17 protein-coding genes are annotated in these 24,433 nt (G+C 54.5%); 14 read left to right on the forward strand and 3 right to left on the reverse strand.

Going from position 1 to position 24,433, the window contains the following annotated elements; translation table 11 throughout:
- Window positions 1–28: 28 nt before the first annotated feature.
- The 3 genes from BLU05_RS24545 to BLU05_RS24555 are packed head-to-tail and all read right to left on the reverse strand — an operon-like array spanning window position 29 to window position 4,039.
- The gene (locus BLU05_RS24545) at window positions 29–1,564 is read right to left on the reverse strand and encodes an ABC transporter substrate-binding protein (protein WP_091886252.1); all 1,536 of its coding nucleotides are present in this window, start codon (window positions 1,562–1,564) and stop codon (window positions 29–31) included.
- A 39-nt stretch (window positions 1,565–1,603) separates the two neighbouring features.
- The gene (locus tag BLU05_RS24550) at window positions 1,604–3,436 is read right to left on the reverse strand and encodes an ABC transporter ATP-binding protein (RefSeq protein WP_091886255.1); all 1,833 of its coding nucleotides are present in this window, start codon (window positions 3,434–3,436) and stop codon (window positions 1,604–1,606) included.
- Between the two features lie 15 nt (window positions 3,437–3,451).
- Window positions 3,452–4,039 (reverse strand): winged helix DNA-binding protein, encoded by a 588-nt coding sequence (locus BLU05_RS24555; RefSeq protein WP_091886258.1) that lies wholly within the window; start codon window positions 4,037–4,039, stop codon window positions 3,452–3,454.
- A gap of 120 nt (window positions 4,040–4,159) precedes the next feature.
- Here BLU05_RS24555 and BLU05_RS24560 point away from each other — a divergent pair, with 120 nt between their 5' ends.
- From BLU05_RS24560 to repB, 14 genes are all read left to right on the forward strand, one after another.
- Window positions 4,160–7,777 carry a hydantoinase B/oxoprolinase family protein gene (locus tag BLU05_RS24560; protein WP_091886261.1) on the forward strand — a complete coding sequence of 1,206 codons (3,618 nt, stop codon included), beginning with the start codon at window positions 4,160–4,162 and terminating at the stop codon, window positions 7,775–7,777.
- Window positions 7,778–8,103: 326 nt separating this feature from the next.
- On the forward strand, window positions 8,104–8,946 hold the full coding sequence (gene efeU / locus BLU05_RS24565; protein WP_091886264.1) for an iron uptake transporter permease EfeU: 843 nt from the start codon (window positions 8,104–8,106) through the stop codon (window positions 8,944–8,946).
- A 9-nt stretch (window positions 8,947–8,955) separates the two neighbouring features.
- Complete coding sequence (gene efeO, locus BLU05_RS24570; protein WP_091886267.1) at window positions 8,956–10,143, forward strand: iron uptake system protein EfeO; 1,188 nt, start codon at window positions 8,956–8,958, stop codon at window positions 10,141–10,143.
- 14 nt (window positions 10,144–10,157) lie between these two features.
- A complete protein-coding gene (efeB, locus tag BLU05_RS24575) occupies window positions 10,158–11,471 on the forward strand; it encodes an iron uptake transporter deferrochelatase/peroxidase subunit (RefSeq protein WP_091886270.1) in 1,314 nt (437 codons plus the stop codon).
- 11 nt (window positions 11,472–11,482) lie between these two features.
- Window positions 11,483–12,310: an iron uptake system protein EfeO gene (efeO, locus tag BLU05_RS24580; RefSeq protein ID WP_091886273.1), complete on the forward strand. Its 828-nt coding sequence runs from the start codon at window positions 11,483–11,485 to the stop codon at window positions 12,308–12,310.
- Between the two features lie 202 nt (window positions 12,311–12,512).
- Complete coding sequence (locus BLU05_RS24585) at window positions 12,513–13,085, forward strand: GbsR/MarR family transcriptional regulator (protein WP_091886317.1); 573 nt, start codon at window positions 12,513–12,515, stop codon at window positions 13,083–13,085.
- A 3-nt stretch (window positions 13,086–13,088) separates the two neighbouring features.
- The gene (cydD, locus tag BLU05_RS24590; protein ID WP_091886276.1) at window positions 13,089–14,861 is read left to right on the forward strand and encodes a thiol reductant ABC exporter subunit CydD; all 1,773 of its coding nucleotides are present in this window, start codon (window positions 13,089–13,091) and stop codon (window positions 14,859–14,861) included.
- Window positions 14,858–16,549: an amino acid ABC transporter ATP-binding/permease protein gene (locus BLU05_RS24595; RefSeq protein WP_091886279.1), complete on the forward strand. Its 1,692-nt coding sequence runs from the start codon at window positions 14,858–14,860 to the stop codon at window positions 16,547–16,549. The genes cydD and BLU05_RS24595 overlap by 4 nt, the downstream gene beginning before the upstream one ends.
- Before the next feature lie 78 nt (window positions 16,550–16,627).
- Window positions 16,628–18,205, forward strand: a complete 1,578-nt coding sequence (locus tag BLU05_RS24600; protein ID WP_091886281.1) for a cytochrome ubiquinol oxidase subunit I — start codon at window positions 16,628–16,630, stop codon at window positions 18,203–18,205.
- Window positions 18,206–18,211: 6 nt separating this feature from the next.
- A complete protein-coding gene (gene cydB, locus BLU05_RS24605) occupies window positions 18,212–19,366 on the forward strand; it encodes a cytochrome d ubiquinol oxidase subunit II (RefSeq protein WP_091886284.1) in 1,155 nt (384 codons plus the stop codon).
- A gap of 20 nt (window positions 19,367–19,386) precedes the next feature.
- Entirely contained in the window at window positions 19,387–19,506 is a 120-nt protein-coding gene (gene cydX / locus BLU05_RS24610) for a cytochrome bd-I oxidase subunit CydX (RefSeq protein ID WP_091886287.1), read from the forward strand.
- Window positions 19,507–19,957: 451 nt separating this feature from the next.
- Complete coding sequence (locus BLU05_RS24615) at window positions 19,958–21,652, forward strand: GGDEF domain-containing protein (protein ID WP_175540744.1); 1,695 nt, start codon at window positions 19,958–19,960, stop codon at window positions 21,650–21,652.
- A gap of 372 nt (window positions 21,653–22,024) precedes the next feature.
- Window positions 22,025–23,224, forward strand: coding sequence for a plasmid partitioning protein RepA (repA, locus tag BLU05_RS24620; protein ID WP_091886293.1), 1,200 nt, complete (start codon window positions 22,025–22,027; stop codon window positions 23,222–23,224).
- Between the two features lie 79 nt (window positions 23,225–23,303).
- Entirely contained in the window at window positions 23,304–24,269 is a 966-nt protein-coding gene (repB, locus tag BLU05_RS24625) for a plasmid partitioning protein RepB (RefSeq protein WP_091886296.1), read from the forward strand.
- Window positions 24,270–24,433: the final 164 nt, after the last annotated feature.

Consider the following 24,433-nt stretch of genomic DNA (forward strand, 5'->3'; position numbering starts at 1 on the left):
GCCGCCCGGTGGCGACAGGCCTTTGCCATTATTCGACCGTGACATCCGTCAGCCGCAGGCGGCTATCGGGAACGGGTGTGAAATTCTTCACGCGCTTGTTGACGCCGAAAATCGCGTTGTAGTTGAAGAGTGGCATTTCCAATACGCGATCTGCCGTGTAGTGGGCGATGGATTTGAGGATTTCCTCGCGCTTGGCCCGATCGGTGATGGAACGCTGGGATTCCAGCAACGCATCCAGTTTGGCGTCACTGTCATAGGGGTTCCACTTCTCACCCGAGTGATACATTGAATAGGCGGTATTATCGTAGTCGAGCGTCCAGCCACCCCATGCCTGCTCGAACATCGCGCCTGTCTTGCCAGCTGGGATAATGTCGTTGAGTAAGACGTTGGTCTCGTAGGGTTTGATTGTCACTGTGATGCCGATGACCTGAAGATAGCTGGCAATGGCCTGTGACACTTCGTTAAATGTGGTGTCATTGCCGCGCACATCAATCTGCAATGTGGTGCCCGCTGCAATGCCCGCTTCCTTCAGCAAGGCTTTCGCCTTTTCCGGATCATAGGGCAATGGCTTCATCGTGGGGTCGTTGCCAAAGGACAGCGCGCCCTGGAAGCTGGCAATTGGCGATGCCTGTCCCGCGAGGATCGACTGGATAATGGCATCGCGGTCGACGCCGAGGATCAATGCTTTACGCACCCGTTCATCGGCAGTCGGGCCGCTCTTTGTATTGAAGCGCAGGGCGTAGACGGTTGGACCGGCAGTGCTGACGACTTCAAGTTTCGGGTCGGCCTGAATGGTCGGTATCATGCCAACTGGAATGGTTGGCGGAATGACGAGATCAACACGTCCCGCCTGCAATTCGGCAACGGCGGTCGCTGGTTCCGCAATGAAGCGATATTCAAGATTGGAGAGTTTCGGTGCGCCGCCCCAATGATCGGCAAAGGCTTCCAGCTTGATGCCGATCTTCGGCTCGTAGGAGACAACCTTGAACGGACCCGTGCCGACAGGATGGGCGTTGAAATAGTCATCACCCTTTTCCTGAATGTATTTCGGCGGCACGATCATTGCGCCATATCCGGCAAGCTTGGTCAAAAGGACCGGGTCCGGTGCCTTCAGGTGAAAATCGACGGTCTTGGCGTCGATGATTTCAACGCTCTCGATAGCGGCATAGTTGGAACGCTGTGGCCCCTTCTTGCCTTCTTCACCAAGCAGACGGTCAAAGGTGAATTTGACGGCCTCCGCATTGAAGGGCTCACCGTCATGGAATTTTACGCCCTCGCGCAGGGTAAAGCGGATGCGCTTGCCTTCGTCGAGTTCTTCCCATGCGGTGGCAAGACCGGGAACCAGCTTCAAATCAGGGCCGCGATAGGTCAGGCCATCATAGATATTGGTGGCGACCGAAGCCCAGTTGACGAGAAATGTATCGATCGGGTCCCAGCTGCCAGGGTCCTGCGGTGATGAAATGGTCAGCGTACCCGCTGCCGATGCGGGTCCAGCGAGCAAAGCTGTTCCTGCCAGACCCAGCGCCAGAAACGCCGCGTGTATTCCCCATTTTTTTATTGTCATTGTTTTCTCCTCTTTTTAATCAGTCTTGTTGGAAACGGTTCAGGCTGCACTTGCCACAAAATGACCGGGCGCAATTTCCTTTCGTTCGAAAATCTTGGGTTCATCACCGACCCGGCGAATAGGGCTTGGTATTTCGCCCTCCAGCATGGTGCGATTACGCGCGCGGCCCGGATCGGCCACCGGTACCGCTGATAAAAGGCGTTGGGTGTAGGGATGTGTAGGTGTTTCGAAGATTTGTTGGCGCGTGCCGATTTCGACGACCTGCCCCAGATAAAGCACTGCCACCCGGTGGCTCATTTTTTCGACCACAGCCATATCGTGACTGATGAAAAGATAGGAAAGCCCCTGCTGTTCCTGCAATTCCATGAACAGGTTGAGGATTTGCGCCTGAATGGACACGTCGAGCGCCGACAGGGCCTCATCGGCGATGATTAGTTTCGGATTGGAGGCAAGCGCGCGGGCAATGCAGACGCGTTGACGCTGACCGCCGGAGAATTCATGTGGATAGCGTGTTGCATGAGCGCTGGTTAGCCCGACGCGTTCCAGCAATTCATCGACGCGCTTCTGGATCGGTTTGCTACCGTCGATCAACCCGTGGGTGCGGATCGGTTCGGCAATGGAAAAGCCGACAGTTTTACGCGGATCAAGCGAAGCGAATGGGTCCTGGAAAATATACTGAATTTCCTGCCGCAGTTTTTGCTGCTCATTGCGGTTCATCGCGGAAACGGGACGGCCATCAAAGAGGATCGTGCCTGAGGTTTCCTTTTGCAATTGCTGGATCGTCCGCCCGATGGTTGATTTTCCGGAACCGGATTCGCCGACAAGCGCCAATGTCTCGCCGGGATGGATATCGAAAGATACTTTTTCGACCGCATGCACCCGATGGGTGACGCCGCCAAAAATGCCCTTCTTGATATTAAACCGGGTGACGAGATCGCGCACCGAAAGGATTGGCGGAAGGCCATAGCGAGCCGTATTCTGGATATGCTCAGCACCAACAAGACGTGGTGTGTCGCCATCCATGATTGTAAGCGGGAGGCGTTTCGGAAATTCCTCGCCGGTCATACTGCCGAGCTTTGGCACCGCCGCAAGCAATGTCTGCGTATAGGGATGTTGCGGCCTGGCGAAAATGTCGGCAACCGGGCCTTCCTCCACCTTCTTGCCCTTCCACATAACCACCACATCATCGGCCATTTCTGCGACAACACCCATGTCATGGGTGATGAAGATCACGGCCATGCCAAGTTCTGCCTGCAGTTCGCGGATAATGTTTAGAATCTGCGCCTGTATCGTCACGTCAAGCGCGGTCGTCGGCTCGTCGGCGATCAGCAGTTTCGGACGGCACGCAAGGGCCATGGCAATCATGACGCGCTGACGCATGCCGCCGGACAGCTGGTGCGGATAGCGCCCGAGCAAGTCGGTAGCATCCGGCAGACGCACCATGTCCAACAGCCTTTTGGCATCCGCGAGGGCTGCTGGCTTGGACATGCCCTCATGCAGAACGAGAACTTCGGCGATCTGATCGCCGATGGTGAATACCGGATTGAGCGACGTCATCGGCTCCTGGAAGATCATGGCGATCTCCTTGCCGCGAATACCGCGCATGGTTTTTTGCGTTGCGGTGGTTAGGTCAATCCTCCCCTTGCGGCTCTCGAACAGCACATGACCCGTCGGAAATTGCCCGCCCATCATGTCAGCCAGCCGCATAACGGAAAGCGAGGTGACGGATTTACCCGACCCGGATTCTCCGACAATGGCAAGGGTGCGCCCTGCCCGCACGGAAAAGCTCAGGTTCTCCACAACCCTTGACGGACCAAACTCAACGGAAAGATTGTCCACGGCCAATAGTGGAGGAGAGAGATCACCGGTCACGCAACAATCCTTGTATTAAAGAGTAGTGGCGGCACGAGCCGCCTGATCATAGGCGCCCGAAAGGAAGCGCAGCACCGCAGCTATTTCCGAAAGTGTGTCTTCGGCGGGCCGTGCATTGGTTGTTGATGCGACGAACAGGCGCTCGCGAATCTGGGCGTAACGCGTGCAGGCGTCCGCGCCCTTATTGGTGATCTTGATGGTCTTTTCCTTGGCCGCCTTGCCCGTGGTGACAAGTCCGGCGGCTTCCAGCTTGCGGATAGCGTAAGTCGCTACGTGCGTGTCTTCGATATCAAGAACAAGGCAGATATCGGCAAGCTTCTTTTCCCGTCCGCGATGCCGGACTGAGTGAAGGATGAGAATTTCCGTGGCCGAAAGGCCCGGCAATCCGGCGGCGGCCATGCAACGCACCATCCAGCGGGAAAAGGCATGGGAAGCGAGAATCATGCCGTATTCGACTTCGGAAAGGCCGGGTGAACCGCCTTCGGCAAGATGTGCTGACGATACGATGGGACCAATCGAAGAAACAGGTTTCAGATGCTTCGGCAGTGCCGTTGCAAACTGCTCAATATCTGCCGCCGTGTGGTCTTTAGGACCAGTCGTCATTCTACTTGCCTCCGCCTTGACGAATTTATATCATCATTTTATCGACATATTGTCAACGACGCTATAGTCTATTAATTGGGCATGCTTACAAATGTGGCAGTCGAGCAAGAGGAGTGCAGGATGAGCATGGGAAGCTGGGATTTCTGGGTCGACCGTGGCGGCACGTTTACCGATGTCATCGGCCGCGATCCGCAAGGCACACTCCATGCCCGCAAGGTGCTGTCCGAGAACCCTGATGCTTACAAGGATGCTGCTGTACAAGGTATTCGCCTGCATCTGGGATTAAAGCCCGGCGAAGCGATCCCCTCCGGACTTATCGGCGAAGTGCGGATGGGCACAACCGTTGCGACGAATGCCTTGCTCGAACGCAAGGGCGAGCGTCTCGCGTTGATCACGACCAAAGGTTTTCGCGATGCTTTGCGTATTGGTTATCAGGAGCGCAAGAACATCTTTGCCACCGAGATCATCAAGGCGGAGGCACTGTACGATAAGGTTGTCGAAATCAACGAGCGCGTACTTGCCGATGGTACGGTTGAAATTCCCTTTGATGAACAGCAGGCACGCGCTGCCCTGCAGGCGTTGAAGGATGAGGGCTATGAAGCGCTCGCCATTGTTTTCATGCATGCCTATAAGTTCCCTTCCCATGAAGCCGCCATTGCAACGATTGCGCGCGATCTGGGTTTCACGCAGGTGTCCGTCAGCCATGAAGTGTCACCACTGATCAAGTTGGTCGGGCGCGGCGACACCACCGTTATCGATGCTTATCTCTCGCCAGTACTCCGCCGTTATGTGGCACAGGTTTCCAAGGAGTTGGACATTGCCCGCACGGGCGCCCGCGTCATGTTCATGATGTCATCGGGTGGTCTGACCGCCGCTGATATGTTTCAGGGTAAGGATGCAATCCTGTCCGGTCCGGCAGGCGGCGTCGTTGGTCTGGCCAGAACCGGCGAAGAGGCGGGTTTCCCAAATGTCATAGGCTTCGACATGGGTGGAACATCCACCGATGTGGCGCATTTCGATGGCGAATATGAGCGTGCATTTGAGACCGAAGTTGCAGGTGTTCGTGTTCGTGCGCCGATGATGCTGATCCATACGGTGGCTGCCGGTGGCGGCTCGATCCTGCATTTCGATGCGGGCCGATTCCGCGTTGGACCGGATTCGGCTGGCGCCAATCCGGGGCCTGCCTGTTATCGCAATGGCGGGCCGCTGGCTGTGACTGATGCCAATGTCATGGTCGGCAAGCTCTTGCCCGAATTCTTCCCGCCGATCTTCGGTCCGGAGCAAAACGAACCGCTGGATGTGAATGTGGTCAAAGCCCGCTTCACCGAGCTGGCAAACCGGATCGGTGATGGCCGCAGCCCCGAAGACGTGGCCGATGGTTTCATCCGGATCGCTGTTGCCAATATGGTTGAGGCCATTAAGAAGATTTCCGTACAGCGTGGCTATGATGTCACGCGCTATGCATTGAGTTGCTTTGGCGGCGCGGGTGGACAACACGCCTGTCTGGTTGCCGATGCACTTGGTATGAAAAGCATTCTTGTCCATCCCATGTCCGGCTTGCTTTCCGCCTATGGGATGGGTCTCGCAGACATCCGCGCCACGCGGCAAAAGGCATTGGGCGTGGCCCTTGATCCCGCCGCCCCTGCCCCGCTTGCGGTGCTGGCGGCAGAACTTCAGCAGGAATGTCTTGCCGAATTGCATGTGCAGAGTATCGCCGTGAGCGAAATCACCACCATCGTGCGCGCGCATATCCGTTATGCCGGTACTGATACGGTGCTGGCCGTTGAGGCAACGTTCCCTGATCATGACGATATCAGCCGCTTGCGCCGCGAATTCGAGATCTTGCACAAGCGCCGCTTTGGCTTTGTCGCCGAAAACAAGGCGCTGGTCATCGATGCGGTCGAGGTGGAGACCGTTGGCGGCGGCGCTGGTCAAGCCGAAACATCAGTTGACGCAACCGCAACGGGCGAACCGGATGCTGTACGGCGTAACCGCTTCTATTCACAAGGCAGCGCCCATGACGCAGCAGTGGTGCTGCGCGATGCAATGAAACCCGGACAGCGCCTTGCCGGTCCGGCGATCATCATTGAGCCGAACCAGACCATTGTTATTGAAGACGGCTGGCAGGCGGAATTGACGGCCAAGGATCATATCGTCCTCAAACGTATCAAGGCTTTGCCGGACCGTTCAGCTATCGGCACCAAAGCTGATCCGGTGATGCTCGAGATTTTCAACAATCTCTTTATGTCCATCGCCGAGCAGATGGGTGTGACGCTGCAAAACACCGCCTATTCTGTCAATATCAAGGAGCGGCTGGATTTCTCCTGCGCCGTTTTTGATGCGGAAGGAAATCTTGTTGCCAATGCGCCGCACATGCCGGTGCATCTCGGCTCAATGGATGCGTCCGTTGCTGCGGCCATTCGCGAAAATCCGGTCATTCATCCCGGTGACGTCTTTTTGATCAATGCGCCCTATAACGGTGGTACGCACCTGCCGGATCTGACTGTCTGTACGCCGGTTTTCGATGATGCCGGCACGACAATCCGTTTCTGGGTCGCCAGTCGCGGCCATCATGCGGATATTGGCGGCATTGCACCCGGCTCGATGTCGCCGCTGGCGACCACGATTGAGGAAGAAGGTGTCTATATCGACAACTTCAAGCTGATCGATGGAGGCCGCTTCTGCGAGGAAGAGTTGGCTGCGCTTCTGACCGGCGCCCGCTATCCGGTGCGCACGCTCTTGCAGAACGTCAATGATCTGAAAGCGCAGGTTGCCGCCAATGAAAAGGGCGTCGCAGAATTGCGCAAGATGATCAAGCATTTCGGCGAGGACGTGGTTGAGGCCTATATGGGGCATGTACAGGACAATGCGGCGGAAAGCGTGCGCCGTGTTTTGGACCAACTACAGGATGGCCGTTTCACCTATGAGATGGACCAGGGTTGCAGCATTGCCGTCAACATATCAGTCGACAAAGCAGCCCGCGAAGTGACCGTTGATTTCACCGGCACGTCAGAGCAGCGCGCTGACAATTTCAACGCGCCGCGCCCGGTGACGCGCGCGGCTGTGCTCTATGTCTTCAGGACATTGGTACAGAGCGATATTCCGATGAATGCCGGATGCCTGCGCCCGATCCATATTATTGTTCCCGATGGTACCATGCTCTCCCCGGAATATCCTGCCGCCGTTGTGGCTGGTAATGTCGAGGTCAGCCAAGCGGTGACAAACTGTCTGTTTGGGGCCGTGGGTGCTCAGGCGGCAGCTCAGGGGACGATGAACAATCTTACCTTCGGCAATGATCAATATCAGTACTATGAAACCATCTGTTCCGGTGCGCCTGCGGGACCCGGATATAACGGTGCCGATGCGATCCATACGCACATGACCAATTCGCGCCTGACCGATCCGGAAATTCTTGAGACGCGTTTTCCTGTGGTGCTGGAAGATTTCCATATCCGCGCGAATTCCGGCGGCAAGGGCAAATGGTCCGCTGGCAATGGCACCAAACGAACGATCCGCGCGCAGGAGAAGCTCGACTTTGCTATTCTCTCCGGCCATCGCCGGGTTGCGCCCTTTGGTCTGAAGGGCGGCGAACCCGGACAGACCGGAACGAACGCTGTGCGTCGCAAGGACGGTACAATGGAAGAGCTTCAGGGTTGCGCCCACACGATTCTCGAAGCTGGCGAGGCGTTTGTCATTGTTACCCCTACCGGTGGTGGATATGGCAAACAGGAGAATTGATGGTTCTGATCAGCGCCTTTCTTCCCGAGTGAAGAGAGGCGCGATTGCCGCAAATATTTGGATTAGTGCTGCCACGTGCTGGTAAAACCTGTGTGAACAGCTCATGTTCTGTGATCTTGGTCATCTGCCTACACCCAAAGTCGATCAGTTTAATGTCGCAAAATAGTGGACTAAATAACTCAACATACGGAAAAGATTACAGAATTTTACGTCATCGCCTTCTTAGAATTCTTCTAATATATTGTTATTGCTTCGTTTTTCGTCCCGGTTTATGACTTGCCCTGCGCTGTGCAACATCGGGCTGTCAGCGCCGAGGATTGGTTTTAATGCTTGTTCCATTTTTGATTATGCTGCGCGAGGGCATTGAGGCCGCGCTGATTGTTGGCATTGTTGCAAGTTATTTGAAGCAGACGGGTCGTGGCTCGTGGATGCCCGCAGTGTGGGTTGGCATTTTGTTGGCCGTTGCGCTTTCGCTGTTCGTAGGTGCCGGGCTGCAGATGGTTAGCGCCCAATTCCCGCAGAAGGCGCAAGAGTTTTTTGAGGCAATCGTCGGTTTTATTGCCGTGATCGTTTTGTCATCGATGGTTTTCTGGATGCGCAAGGCTGCGCGCTCAATCAAATCCGAATTGCATACGTCTATAGACGAGGCACTCGCTCATTCGTCAGGGCAAGGTGCGGCGCTTGTTGCCATGGTGTTCTTTGCTGTCGCCCGCGAAGGTCTTGAATCCGTGTTTTTCCTGTTGGCCATTTTCGAACAGAGCGCAAATTCCGATGCGCCGCTTGGGGCGCTGTTGGGTATCATTGTCTCCATTTGTCTTGGCTACGGCATATATGCTGGTGGCGTTCGTCTTAATTTGAAGCGCTTTTTCTACTGGACCGGCCTGTTCATCCTGGTTGTTGCTGCCGGTATCCTTGCCGGTTCACTGCGCCATCTGCACGAGGCAGGTGTCTGGAATAGTTTGCAGACTGTTGTGATCGATTTGAGCGACGTGCTGCCGGTCAGTAGTACTTTCGGCACAGTGCTTTCAGGCATGTTTGGTTATCAGGATATGCCGACACTGGGTGAGGTCATTGCCTATGTCGCATTTCTCGCCATTAGCCTGTTCTTTTTTCTACGGCCCGCACCTCAGCGTCAAAGCGCTGTTGCGGCGTCGCGACCAACTCATTGAAAGCTTTTCATGGCAGCCAATACAAATCCGTCTTCTCCTCCACCATCACAAAAGCTGATGAAGTTTGCCGTTGTCGGGGCTGGCCTGCTTGTCGTTGCCGGTGGTGCCGCGTTTTACTATGCCTCGACCAAGGTCAAAACCGGCCCGGCTGACGGTGCGATTACCGTTACGATCAGTGAGGGCAAATGTGATCCGAACGCCCTGACGGTGCCTGCCGGTCGTACAACATTTAAAATCGTTAATAAATCTGACCGCGCGCTCGAATGGGAAATCCTTGATGGCGTCATGGTTCTGGAAGAGCGGGAGAATATCGTTCCGGGCTTCACGCAGACGCTGACGGCCAAACTGAACGCTGGCAAGTATGAAATCACCTGCGGTCTTCTCAACAATCCGCGCGGGACCCTGACTGTAACACCCTCTGCAGAAGCGGATGCGGCTGCAGCGCGACCGGCGCTGGTGGCATTTATCGGTCCTCTGGCGGAATATCAGGTGTTTCTTGCGACTCAGACGAGCGCGCTTGTGAAGAACGTTCAGGCGCTCGACGATGCAATCAAGGCTGGAGACATCGACAAGGCGCGAGACCTCTACCAGAAGGCGCGTCTGCGCTATATGCAGCTTGAGCCGATGGCAGATCGTTTCGCCGATTTGCACAATGCGATTGACCCTGTTGCCGATTATCTTGAAAAGCGCGAGGCGGATGCCGGATTTACCGGGTTTCACCGCATCGAATACGGGCTCTATTCCGTCAAGAATCTTGATGGCTTGGCACCCGTTTCCGCCAAATTGCTGGCTGACGTGACTGCCCTCAAGGATCGTGCGCGATCACTGCGCATTCCGCCAGATCAGATTGCCAGCGGTGCCGCCCGTTTGATTGGCACTATTGCCAGCACAAGGATTACCGCAGGTGAGGATCATTATTCACAAACCGATCTCGCTGATTTTGAAGCTAATCTCGCCGGTGTCTCGCGCATGATGGCGCTGATGAAGCCGGTTGTTGCTCAGGGCTCGCCTACTGTTATTGCCGATATCGAAGCCCGGTTAGCGGCTGTTGATAGTGCGCTCAAAGCACTGCGCGGTCCGGCTGGTTTCCCCTCGTACAGCGATGTGAATGCCGACAGTAAAAAGGCGCTGGCTACGCAGATGCAGGCGCTCGCCGATTCCATCGGTAAGCTCAATGCCGCTGTTGGTTTGGAATAGGACGAGAAGCAAGCATGGCAAAAGACAACGACACACAGTCTTTTATCACCAACCGCCGTAACCTTTTGCTTGGTGTTGGCGCAGCGGGTAGTGTGCTGGCCGCCGGTGTCGCTGGCGCACATGCTGAGGAAAGGCATGGCGAACAGGTCACGGATGCGCCTGTTAGTGACAAGATGCTGGAGCAGCAACCCTTCAACGGACAATATCAGTCTGGCATCGTAACACCACGTCCTGCGGCAGGTATGGTGGCGTCTTTCAGGGTGCTGGCAAGCAAACCGGAAGAAGTTGAACGGCTTTTCAAGACCCTTTCGGCTCGTATTGCCTTCCTGATGAAGGGTGGCACGCCTCCCGCACTCAATGACAAATTGCCTCCGGCTGACAATGGCATTCTTGGCCCCGTGGTTCTGCCTGACAATCTGACAATGACTGTCTCATTGGGCGCGTCGTTCTTCGATCAACGTGACTGGCTTTTGCCGCACAAGCCTGTTCGCCTTTCCCGTATGAAGGCATTCAAAAATGATGCGCTGGATCAGTCGCTCTGCCATGGCGATCTCTCGTTGCAGATATCGTCGAATACACCCGATACCAATATTCATGCGCTGCGCGATATCCTGAAAAATCTGCCTGATTTGATAGTTTTGCGCTGGAAGCAGGAAGGCTCCGTGCCTGTTTTGCCACGCAGTCCCGATGGCACACACCAGAGCGCGCGCAACTTCCTTGGCTTTCGTGATGGATCGGCAAACCCCGATGCGGGCGATACTGAATTGATGGATCGGATTGTCTGGGTTCAAGGCAATGGCGACGAGCCCGCTTGGGCGCGTAACGGTACCTATCAGGTGATCCGGATCATCCGTAACTTTGTCGAGCGGTGGGACCGTACGCCGCTGGGTGAACAGGAGCGCATCATTGGACGGCTCAAGCCAAGCGGAGCGCCATTTGGTGGGCGCACCGAGATAGAACTGCCTGACTATGCGAAGGATACCGAAGGCACGGTTACGCCGCTGGATGCGCATATCAGGCTGGCAAATGATCGCGCAAAGGGTTCTGACGCGCACCTGATCCTGCGTCGCCCGTTCAACTATTCAAACGGTGTAAGCAAATCCGGTCAGCTCGAACAAGGGCTGCTCTTCATCGCTTATCAGGCTGATCTCGAGAAGGGTTTTATTACCGTTCAGAACAAGCTGAATGGCGAGCCACTTGAGGAATATATCAAGCCGATTGGCGGCGGTTTTTTCTTTACGCTGCCCGGCGTTGTCAATGCCGATGATTTTCTTGGCCGATCATTACTGGAAGCAGCCGGCCATACTCCAACAATCACCAAGTCCTGAAGGAGCCATCCATGAAACTAAGAGCCTACCTTACAGCAAGTGTCTTTGCCATAACCGCTGCGGTAGCGCCGCGTGCTGCCAACGCGGAGGTCTCCCCTCTCGATCTCGTTGGGCCGATCGCCGAGTACAAGCTTTTCATTGGCGAGAATCTTGAAAAGCTCGTCAACGAGACGAAGGCTTTTACCGATGCCATTAAGGCCGGGGATATCGAAAAGGCCAAGAAACTTTATGCACCAACCCGCATGAACTACGAAATCGTTGAGCCAGTGGCTGAACTTTTCAGCGATCTCGATGGCTCCATTGACTCCCGTGCGGATGATCACGAGCAGGCTGAGAAAGATCCGGCGTTCACTGGCTTCCATCGGCTTGAATATGGCCTTTTCAGCCAGAACAGCACGGAAGGCCTGAAAGACTTTGCTGACAAGCTTCAGGCGGATGTGGTGGAACTCCACAAGCGCATTACCGAATTGACATTCCCGCCTGAAAAAGTTGTGGGCGGTGCTGCTGCGCTGATGGAAGAAGTGGCTGCCACCAAGATCTCCGGTGAAGAAGACCGCTACAGCCATACGGATCTGTGGGACTTCAAGGCAAACTTTGATGGATCGCGCAAGATTTTCGATCTGGTTCGCCCCTTGATCGAAAAGGATGACGGTACGTTTGTGGCCAAGGTTTCGGGCAATTTTGATACCGTCGACAAGACTTTGTCGAAGTACAAGACCGCCGAAGGTTACGAGCTTTATGACAAGCTGACTGATGATGATCGTACAGTGCTGGCGGCCGCTGTTAACACCTTGGCTGAAGATCTTTCGACCCTACGCGGTAAGCTTGGCTTGAATTAAACCACATAATCCTTCATTATTCTTTGTGAAACCCAGCTGGCAACGGCTGGGTTTCTTTTTTTAAGCCTTTGAATTGATGTTATAAAATTCGCGACCTGCGAGAGAATGACGCGTTAGCTTTCCCTCCACTTGCATCGGGCTTCCCTATCAAATATTGTAATTTCAGTAACTACTGAAATAACTGTTGTATCAGGAATCGCCGATGAACCTTCCTCCTCTCGTTCAATCCTTCGTCCTGCATTTTGGTGAAATGGGCAGCCGCTGGGGGATTAACCGCACCGTTGGCCAGATTTATGCGCTGCTCTATGTATCTCCTGAGCCACTGAACGCGGACCAGATTGTCGATTCCCTTGGTATTTCCAGGTCCAATGTGTCGATGAGTTTGCGCGAATTGCAGGCGTGGAACTTGGTTCTGCTAAAACATCTCCCGGATGATCGCCGGGACTTTTTCACGACCCCTGACGATGTCTGGCAGATTTTGCGAACACTTGCCGAGGAGCGAAAGAAGCGGGAGGTCGATCCGACACTCTCCGTCTTGCGCGAGATTCTCATGCAGCAGCCCGCAAGCGATGCCGAGCGCCACGCTCAGGAACGCATGGCGGAAATGCATGGCCTTATCGAACGTCTGACAACTTGGTATGATGATGTGAAGAAGCTCGAAACCGATCGTCTTGCAACATTGCTTACACTTGGGGCCAAGGTGACGCGATTGCTCGAGGCGAAGGACAAGATCGTCTCGCTTGGTCGTTCCAAACGCAATCCGGACAGGGCATAACCGATGTCAGTCGACGCGTTGAGTTCCTCGACAGCTTTGCGGGCCGATACTGCGGTAGCCAGCGGCTTTCCGCGCGTCGAACAAACCTCCGTTAGCACTGGTCAAACTTCCGCGGTTAACTGCGCCGGTCAGGCGAGACGTGCAGCATTCATTCAGGCGGCTGGCTCTCTCCTGTGGTTGCCCCAGGCAGGGCTTTTAAGCATCGCTGTCGGCCTGATCGCAACCGGTAACGAGATATCCGGCATAATATGGCTCGCCGCTGGCGTTCTTCTGATTGGAATAGTACGGGCGTTGATCGATGCGCTGGGAAACCGACTGGCCTTTCGTGCTGCGCGCGCTGCTCTTTCGGAACTGCGGGTAGACGCCGTAGCAGTTCTGGCTCGCCGTTCGCCGCTTGATCCTGATCGGATAGCATCGGGTGCTGCGGCAAGCATTCTGACGGAACAGGCTGAGGCGGTCGTGCCCTATCTCGCGCGCTTCGGTCCCGCGAGGTTCAAGGCGACGGTGGTCCCGGTCGCCATCCTTCTTTGTGTTCTGCCGCTCTCCTGGGCCGCCGCTATTGTTTTGATTGTGGCCGCGCCGCTTATTCCGATTTTCATGGCGCTTATCGGCTGGCGTGCCAAGGCGGCGAGCGAAGCACAATTGGTCGAGGTTGGGGGGATGAATGCATTCCTGCTGGATCGGCTACGCGGGCTTGCCACGATCCGTTCGCTTGGCGCTGTTGATAGGACAGCGAAGCGTCTGCGAGACGATGCGGAATCCTTGCGGATGCGGACAATGGCCGTGTTGCGCATCGCCTTTCTGTCCTCGGCGGTTCTTGAGTTGTTTGCGGCACTCGGCGTTGCCATGGTGGCTGTTTATGTTGGCTTTCATCTTCTCGGGCAGCTGGACTTCGGCACATGGAGCGGCCGACTTTCACTCAGCGAAGGGCTGTTTATCCTCCTGCTTGCTCCGGCGTTTTTTGAGCCTCTGCGTGAACTCTCGTCTGTCTGGCACGACCGAGCTGCCGGAGAAGCCGCGCTGGACGCGCTACGCAAGCTTGCGGTTGGTGGTACCGCCGTGCCAGGCGCAGAAAGTGCAAAGGGCCATCAGGAAATAACTGCCGTTACATCTTCCGAAACATCAGCGGTTCAGATCAGAGGTCTCACATTCCGCTATGCCGATAAGCAATCGCCAGTCTTTGAGGATTTCAGTTTTGATATCGCTTACGGCGAAACTGTTGCGCTGCTTGGGCCTAGCGGATCGGGAAAATCGACGTTGTTGGCTCTGATTGCCGGTCTCGCGTCACTGGAATGCGGAGAGATTGCTATTGCTGGCGTGTCCTTGGCGACAAATGCTGTGGAGGCGCGCAAAAAGATTGCCTGGGTTGGGCAAAGACCGCATATCTTTGCTGGCACCGTCTCTGCAAATATTTCCCTGGGGCGCCCCAATGTCGATGGGCAAGCGGTTGAGGCTGCTCTTCATCAGTCTGCTCTCAATAATGTTGCCAATGCTCGTGGCAAGGCTTCGATTGGTGAGGGAGGGGCCGGACTTTCAGGCGGCGAAGCACTGCGTCTTGCTCTTGCCCGTGCGGCCGCTAATGCTGAGGCGTCGATCATCCTTGCCGATGAACCAACGGCGCATCTCGATAGTGAGACGGCTAATGATATTGCCGAAAGATTGTTCGCGATGTCCAAAGGTAAGACGCTTGTCATAGCGACACACGACCCGGCACTGGCCGCGCGCGCGCACCGCATCCTCGATCTTCGAATGGCATTTTCGAGGAGTGGCATATGATGTCTTTCTGGCGCGATTTTCGCCCCATTGTCCGGCTTTTTCTCGCAGAGCGACGCTTTATGCTTGTTGCAGGTGCGCTGCTCGCAGCTGCGACGGTGTTGGCTGGCATTGCGCTCCTCGGATTGTCCGGCTGGTTCATCACCGCCACGGCAATTGCCGGACTTTCGTCGGCCACGGCCTTTACCTTTGATGTCTTCGCGCCATCTGCGGGTATCCGCTTTCTCGCTCTCGCACGTACTGCGGCGCGTTATGGCGAGCGGTTGACGACCCATGATGCCACGCTTGGTGTGCTTGCTGGTTTACGGGAGAAATTATTTCGCGGATGGGCACGACCTGACGCTGCTCATGCGCTTTTACGAAGGCCGTCAAAGTTGCTGTTTCGGTTGACGGCAGATATCGATGCTCTCGACTCCCTTTACCTGCGCATACTGGTTCCCGGAGCGGTCGCGTTGTGCTCAGCATTGACGATCAGCGTTGCTTTTGGCCTGATGCACCCGGTCTTTGGCCTAAGCGTTGCGCTATGGCTTTTGGTAACGGGGTTTGGAATCCCTGTTCTCGCCGGTCTTCTTTCACTCGGTGCCGCCCGCCGCCGCGCCCATGCGCTTGAGGCGCAGCGCTCGCGTGTTATCGATCTGATCGCAGGTCAGACTGATCTCATCATGGCTGGACGAGTTTCAGCCCAATGTGATGCGATCAGATCCGCCAATGACCGCTTGGCTGATGCGGATGATAGGCTGAATCACGTGGAAATGGGTGTTACAGTTGGCTTTGGTATAGTCGCCGCCGTACTCCTTTCCGGAACCCTGATTGCAGTCGCCATTCTCGCACAGGTTGGTCTGATCGGCGCACCGGTTGCTGCGCTGGGCATATTGTTGGCCTTGGCAGCGCTTGAGCCCTTTGCCGGGCTGCGGCGCGGCGCTTTGGAGCTTGGTCGTACAGTCCTAGCGGCAAGGCGTATTGGCAGCAATCTTGTCGATATCCCCTCCCCTCCTCTTCCCTCCCCTCCCCCGGACAATAATGCAGTCCGGTTGGAGGCGGTCACCGCCTTTCACAAGGGAGCTTTCATACCTGCTCTCATGGACATTTCGCTCACGCTTGCAAAAGGCGAGCACATCGCTCTGATCGGCGCGAGCGGCGCAGGTAAATCGACGCTGATGGCACTGATTGCAGGGGAAATTGCACCGGTAGCCTGCCGCATTGGATATGTATCCTCAACGCGTCTTACCCAAAAGACGGAATTATTTCAGGATAGTCTTCGCGACAACCTCAGGCTTGCTGATCCAAATGCCACTGATGCGCACCTTTGGCATGTATTGGCGATAGCGGGGCTTGCAGATCACGTAAGGACATTGCCCGGGCAGCTTGCTACTCGGCTCGGCGAAGGCGGCCTTGGCCTCTCAGGTGGCCAGTTGCGTCGCCTGGCGCTTGCGCGGCTGCTTCTGCGTGATGCGCCGCTGTGGTTGCTGGATGAGCCAACTGAGGGGCTTGATGGCGGCACAGCCCGCGATGTCCTTGCGCGTCTGAAACAGCAGATGGATGGCCGTTCTGTCATCATAGCTACCCACATACGGCGGGAGGCCGAATTGGCTGATCGCCTTCTCATCATGAAACAGGGGCAAATCATTGCCTCCGTACACCGCGGCACAACGAAGTTTGATGTTGTGCTTGCAACATTGCGGCCTGACTGACCGCGCAGTCTCTTTCACTCGGCGCTTGCCTGTCGCAACGCTGATCAACAGGGGGTCGGGCGAACCCGACAGAAGCAGATGGAACTCGACATCGTGGCGCTTTCGCGCCTGCAATTTGCGATAACAGCGCTTTATCACTTTCTTTTCGTACCTTTGACGCTCGGCCTTTCCGTGCTGCTTGCGATCATGGAGACCGTCTATGTGATGACCGGTCGTGTGATCTGGCGGCAGATGACGAAATTCTGGGGCACGTTGTTCGGTATCAACTTTGCTCTTGGTGTAGCTACCGGCATTGTCATGGAATTCCAGTTCGGCATGAACTGGAGCTATTACAGCCAGTATGTAGGTGATATTTTTGGGGCGCCACTGGCCATTGAAGGCCTGATGGCATTCTTCCTCGAAGCGACGTTCGTCGGGCTGTTCTTCTTCGGTTGGGACAAGCTTTCAAAAGTGGGGCACCTCACAGCAACCTGGTTGGTTGCTATCGGTTCGAACTTCTCCGCTTTGTGGATATTGATTGCCAATGGCTGGATGCAGAATCCCGTCGGATCGGCGTTTAATCCACAAACCATGCGAATGGAAGTCACTGATTTCTTTGCGGTTTTGTTTAATCCGGTTGCTCAGGCAAAGTTCGTTCACACGGTCTCAGCCGGTTACGTAACGGCCTCGATCTTTGTTCTCGGCGTCTCGGCCTGGTATGTTTTGAAAGGCCGCCACACGGCTCTGGCCAAACGATCGATGACGGTGGCTGCCTCCTTCGGGCTTGCCGCTTCCCTCTCCGTGGTCGTGCTTGGAGATGAGAGCGGCTATCTCTCCACCGAACATCAGAAGATGAAGCTCGCCTCCATTGAAGCGATGTGGAAGACCGAGCCTGCTCCGGCTGCTTTCACTGCCTTCGGCTTTCCCGATCAACAGTCGCGTGAAACCCATTATGCGGTGCATATCCCCTGGCTTATGGGGTTGATCGGTACGCGCTCCCTGACCACGGAAATTCCGGGTATTGAAGATCTGGTCAAACACGCGAAAGTGCGGATCAAGCAAGGTTTGCTTGCCTATGATGCACTTCAGCAGATACGTGCGGCTGGCAGCACGGGTGAAATTGCCCCTGATACCCGTACGACATTTGAGAATAATGGTGCTGACCTGGGCTATGCCTTGCTTCTCAAGCGCTATGTTGATGATCCGCGTCAGGCAACGGATGCACAGATTGAAAAGGCCGCGTGGGACACGGTTCCGCATGTCCCTACCCTCTTTTGGTCTTTCCGCATCATGGTTGGGCTCGGCATGTTCTTCATCTTGCTGACTGCAACCTTCTTTGTTCTCTCTGTGCGCCGGCAACTCGATACGTATCCATGGTTGTTACGGATTGCGGTGTTGGCGATCCCCCTCCCCTGGATTGCAGCTGAAATGGGCTGGATCGTTGCGGAATTTGGTCGCCAGCCTTGGATCATCGAAGGTGTTCTGCCAACGGCCGCAGCAGTTTCCAATCTCGGGGCAATGTCACTGCTGATCACGATTGCCGGTTTTGTCACCATCTACACGGTACTGTTCGTCATTGAGATGGGCTTGATGCTTCGCGCCATTCGCAAAGGGCCGGAACCGGATAACGAACCGGAAGCTCTCCTGATTTCCCCACACATTGTTCCGGCGGAGTAAACGACCATGATCCTGCATCAATTCATTGATTACGACACGTTACGACTGATCTGGTGGCTTCTAATTGGCGTATTGCTGATTGGGTTTGCTGTAACAGATGGTTTTGATCTTGGCATTGGGACGCTCTTGCCATTTGTTGCGCGAACAGACATGGAGCGGCGGATCACCATCAATACAATTGGTCCCATCTGGGAAGGCAATCAGGTTTGGCTCATTGTTGGCGGCGGTGCGATATTCGCCGCATGGCCTCCGCTTTACGCCGTATCCTTCTCGGGCTTCTATCTCGCGATGTTCCTTATACTGGCGGCGCTGATCGTGCGCCCCGTTGCGTTCAAATATCGCTCCAAACGCGATAGCGCCACGTGGCGCGCTGCCTGGGACTGGGCGCTCTTTGTTGGTGGTTTCGTGCCATCCCTGATCTTTGGCGTTGCCTTGGGCAATGTTTTGCAGGGTGTTCCCTTCCGTTTTGACGGCGACCTCCGCATTTTCTACGAGGGGTCCTTCTTTGGCCTTCTCAATCCGTTCGCGCTTCTCTGCGGGCTTCTTTCGGTCTCTATGCTCATTATGCATGGCAGCGCGTGGTTGCAGTTGAAAACGACAGGCATCATTGCAGAACGGGCGCGCCGATTTGGCAGTTTTGCGGCACCAATCACCATTCTTCTGTTTGCTCTTGCCGGGTTGATCCTATGGACGATGATTGGTGGTTACCGCATTACCAGCATTATTAATCCGGTTGGCCCGTCCAACCCGCTGTTGAAAACAGTGGTACAGGATAATAATGCCTGGTTTGCCAATTTCGTCACCCATAGCTGGATGATCATTGCCCCTGCCCTCGGGTTTCTTGGTGCCATGATCGCCTTGCTGGGTTTCAGAAGCAAACGCGAGATTACGACCATATTGTCCAGTGCGCTCTCGATCTTCGGTATTATTTCGACTGTGGGTCTGTCGATGTTTCCATTCATCTTGCCCTCGTCGATCGATCCGCGGTCAAGCCTGACAGTCTGGGATACGTCATCGAGCCATCTGACGCTCTTTATCATGCTTGTCGTGACGGTCATTTTTGTCCCGCTCATTACAGCCTACACAACGTGGGTCTATCGGGTGCTATGGGGCAAAGTGGACGACAAAACGATTAGCAATAAAAGCGGCCATGCTTACTAGAACAACGGAGGATTAGAAGTATGTGGTACTTTGCCTGGCTTCTCGGATTGCCATTTGCAGCGGCTTTCGCCGTTCTCAACGCCATGTGGTATGAACTCGTGGAAGATGATGCCAGCCGCAAGGCGGATACGAAAAAATAAACAATCAAGCGAGGCCGCGCATTTCGAAATGCGCGGTTTTGCAATTTTCATGGGCTATTTCTTTGCATTGTCATTGATCATTCGTTCGCGGCAATCAATTTCAAATCTTCCTGTTCCAAGCGTACAACCAAATGTGTGCGACGAGAATCAACCTATACGTGTATCCCTATTGATATCTTCCGTTAAAAGCGGCATAGGATCGGATTACAAGACCATGTGATCGATAATGATCACAGACTTCAGAGGGGACAGAAGTACAGTCTTGCAGGCGGCTCATGGGCCGTGGGCGGGGACTATTGCGATAGGATAATATTGATTGACTTCATCTCGTCCAGCCCGTTCCGGGAGACGCCCCGAATCGACAGTGTCCAGCCACGTTGAAACAAGCCAATCCTCACCACAGAAAGATATGGGCAGAAGCCTATATTGGAAGCTCTGGACGGGAACCGGCATGGCAGTTGTCTGCACGGGCATTCTCGCCGCAAGCATCATAATGCCGTCCTATGGCGATTACTGGCTCGCCCGTCGTAACCTTGATCGTGTTCAACGCTACCGCCTGGTCTTGGATGCGGCTAATCGTTTATCGGCCGAGCGAGGCCCATCCAATGCAGTAATGGGGATCATGGATCTCCCGATGGATGACGCGAAATGGCAACTCGCTCAGTTTCGTGCAGCAAGTGATGCAGCCATTGAGGCGATTGCAAATCCCGTTGCGACTAATCGGGAGTCTATTGACCATCCCATACCGCTGCGTTTTCTGGAACAAACAAACACACAGCTGAAAAGCGCCAGAGCGGAGGTTGATCGCGTTGCAAATCTTCCCTTCGGGCAGCGGCGTCTTGAAGACGTTCAACAGGCGATCGAAGGAATGTTCGCAGTTGTTGACAACTTTCAGTCGATCGTCGCCTGGAATGTCGATGATCTTGTTGATGCGGATGACGGAATTGCAGCATCTGTCTTGATCGGCCACATGTTGAGCGACCTCAGAGAGTATGGCGGCCGGATTGCATCGCAAATCATGGCGCCGATAGCGACCCGTCAGCCTTTGGAACGCAAACACCTGATTGACAGCAGCCGAACCCGCGGCCGATTGAACGAACTTTGGCGATTGGTCGGTGGACAGGACGCGATCTTCCGCAGCGACGCAAGGCTCATCGGAAAACGCGAGGAAATCGAACGTGTCTTCTTTGGTGAGGGGCTGGGGATGTTTGATGCCCTTGTCGCAGAAGGCCGAAACTCCGGCAGCTATTCTTTGACCGCCGAGGAATTCACCAGGCGTTTCGTAAAAACGCTCCAGCCATTGGAAAGTCTGCGTATCGAATTTCTGAATGTGAAAATTGACGAACTGATGCAAACGCGCGATCGCGCATTGAGAACATTGCTGATGGTCATTGCTATTACTACGGTCATTCTGGCGATCCTCGCCAGTCTGGTTCGTATGGTTCACGGGTCTGTTCTGTCGCCGCTGTTGCAGGCTCGGGATGAGGTTATTGGACTGGCGGAGGATCAGCCCGTACAACTCGGCAATCGTGCGCACTATGCGGGTGAGATGCGCCGCTTATTTGATGCTATTCAGATATTGCGTGGCAAGCTGCGGGAGCGGGCTCAGCTGACGGACAAGCTGAAAGAGCAAGCGGAAACAGATGGTCTGACTGGCCTCTTCAACCGCCGCACGCTCGACCTTATTGGACAAAGCAAACCGAAAACTGACGGACAGGCGGAAACGGCTTGTCTCGTTCTGATTGACATCGATTATTTTAAACTCGTCAACGACACTTATGGACATCAGGCCGGAGATCGGGTTCTACGGGAAGTAGCGGACCTCCTTCGATCGATGTTGCGACCGACAGATGTGATCGCCCGCTTCGGCGGTGAAGAGTTCGCTATTCTCCTATCAGGCGATCTGCTTTCGGATGTGATTATGCGCGCGCGCAGGTTGCGGCTTGCATTGCAACGGCACGAGATTGTTCTCGCTGATGGCGCCCGTCTGAACATGACTGCGAGTTTCGGCGTTGCATCGGGGCCGCTCGGGGCGGAAGAGTGGCCGCGCCTCATCAAAGCGGCTGATATAGCCCTATACCGGGCAAAATCCGAAGGCAGAAACCGAGTACGATTCGCCGCGAGCCCCGAATTAGACCAGCCTTGAGGCGAAGCAATGTATGCCGCGGTCAAACAAACCGTTGGATAAATATTGAACCCGAAATGTACATTGATTGCATGATTGGCTGGGATTTGAGCGGCTGGTGCGGCGTCGTCTTTCTTTCTACGCAAATTTACCGCAGTAAAACTCCGCATTTTTATAAACGAAATCAGTGTATTAACTCGTAGTGCGGAAAAGAGATGGGTAGGTAATGCAATTTGGTGCATAAATGGATGAGAGGCTTTGTCGATTTGGATTGCCAATTCCCGTTAACCATTTGTTAACCTAAAATTTCTTGCTGGATTGTTAGAATCGGAGCTTAATGGCGCTTCTTAGAAGATTTGCTTTGAAAAAGCGCTATTAGAGGTTTTGTCTCCGATGAATTTCGCTCTACCTCTGCCCAAGTTCGAGTTTGATGACAAGATCCTCGATCAGGGGGCAGAGATATCACGCCGTCTTAACCAGCTTCGGATGGAAAAATTTCCGCCGAATGCAAAGAAGACATTGCGGCAGTTTTCCATGGCCGAAGTGGCGCACTATCTTGGTGTGACGCAGAACAATCTGAAGCGCTTGCATCTGGAAGGCAAAGGCCCCGTTCCGGCTCAGGCAACATCCGGGCGGCGATCCTATACGGCCGAGCAGATGCTGGAACTGCGTCATTATCTCGATCGTAATGGCCGTACCGAAGTGAAGAAGTATGTTCCGCATCGCAAGTCTGGCGACAAGCTGCAGGTCATTGCGGTTGTAAACTTTAAGGGCGGTTCGGGTAAGACGACGACAGCAGCACATCTGGCGCAGTATTTGGCACTGACCGGCCACCGCGTTCTCGCCATTGATCTTGATCCTCAGGCGTCGCTATCTGCCTTGCATGGCTTTCAACCAGAGCTTGACAGGAATCTGTCGCTTTACGAGTCCATCCGCTACGATGATGAACGCAAGCCTATTGCGGATGTCATTCTGTCGACCAATTTTCCTGGGCTCGACATCATTCCCGCCAATCTTGAACTGCAGGAATATGAATACGATACGCCGCTAGCGATGCAGGACAAGGCATCGCGCGAGGGCAGGCAGTTTTTTACCCGTATCGCCACTGCGCTTGAGAGTGTTGACGACCGCTATGATGTCGTGGTTATCGATTGCCCGCCGCAGCTCGGCTATCTCACATTGACTGCAATGTCAGCTGCCACGGCTGTTTTGATCACCGTACACCCGCAGATGCTGGATTTGATGTCAATGTCGCAGTTTCTGCTGATGCTTGGTGGCATCCTGAAGACTGTGAAACAGGCTGGTGCAAAAGTGGAGCTCGATTGGTTCCGCTATTTGATCACGCGCTATGAGCCGACCGACATCCCGCAGGCGCAGATGGTCGGCTTCATGCAGTCAATGCTGGCAGAGGAAATTCTGGCCAATGCGATGCTCAAATCGACAGCCGTTTCGGATGCTGGTCTGACCAAACAGACGCTTTACGAGGTGGAGAAGAACAGCTTCACCCGCACGACCTACGAAAGGGCCATTGAGTCTCTTGACGCCGTAAACTCCGAAATTGCTTCATTGGTGCATCGGGCATGGGGGCGCTGAGATGAATATGTTTACTGCGGTAAAAACACAGGTTTTCGCTAGAAAAATCAATTGCCTGACTGAGAGTGGAAGCGAATAGATGGCCCGTAAGGATGTTTTCAGCAGCGTGATGAATCCAGCGCCAGTGCAAACCGAGCGCAACGAAGCGCTGTCCTATGTGGTGACCGGTGCATCCCGATCCATCAAGAGTTCATTTGAGGAGCTTGCGAAGGGAAGTGTTGTCGAGCTTGATCCTGATCTGATTGATGGTTCATTCGTCTCAGATCGGATTGAAGAGGATGACCAGGCATTTCAGGAGCTCCTTACGGCAATTGCGGAGAGGGGACAGGATTCGCCAATCCTTGTCCGGCCACATCCTTCAATATCCGGACGCTATCAGATTGTTTTCGGTCATCGCCGTGTCAAAGCTGCCCGGCAGTTAAACAAACACGTCAGGGCTGTCGTCAAGCCGATGGCTGATCAGGACCATGTGATCGCGCAGGGGCAGGAAAATGCCGCGCGACAGAATCTGTCTTTTATCGAGCGGACATTATTTGCCAAACGCCTTACGGATCTTGGCTATGATCACTCCGTCGTCAAATCTGCTCTAACGCTTGATCCGACGACATTCTCCAAGATGCAATCTGTCTCCACCTATATTCCAGAGAGCATTGTGCTTGCCATTGGCGCGGCCAAAGCCACCGGGCGGGACAGATGGTGGCAATTGTCCAAGTTTTTTGAACAACCGGGCAATCAAGCCAGAGCAGCTGATTTTGTAAAGTCTGCTGAATTTGCGACGGAAGACAGTGATGAACGTTTTACGCGGCTCTTTGACTTTCTGAATGGGCCAAAACGTTCCGCGCAAAAAACAAACACACCAAAGGCAAAAACATGGGCTGCCAAGGATAAGTTGCTCAATGCTGAGATCAAAGATACGGGCAAGAGCTTTACGCTGGCCTTGAAAGCCAAGAATGCCTCTCGTTTCGGTGCATATATTGCCGATAACCTTGACGAACTCTATCGAGCGTTCAGGGAATCGGAAACAGTAGGAAAAACAGGAGATTAACCGCAAAAGAAAAAAGCCCACCTAAACATCTCTGTCTTGGAAGGCTTCTCTCATATCTCTAGCAGGATCGAGAATCGCATTTCCGGGAATCAGTGTCAAGAGTAATTGGCGTCGTTTGGGCGAGCGTGGATCTTTTGCCTATTGAAAGGTAGAGGACGATGCAG

It is taken from the genome of Phyllobacterium sp. OV277, from assembly GCF_900104355.1.
Taxonomy (GTDB): domain Bacteria; phylum Pseudomonadota; class Alphaproteobacteria; order Rhizobiales; family Rhizobiaceae; genus Phyllobacterium.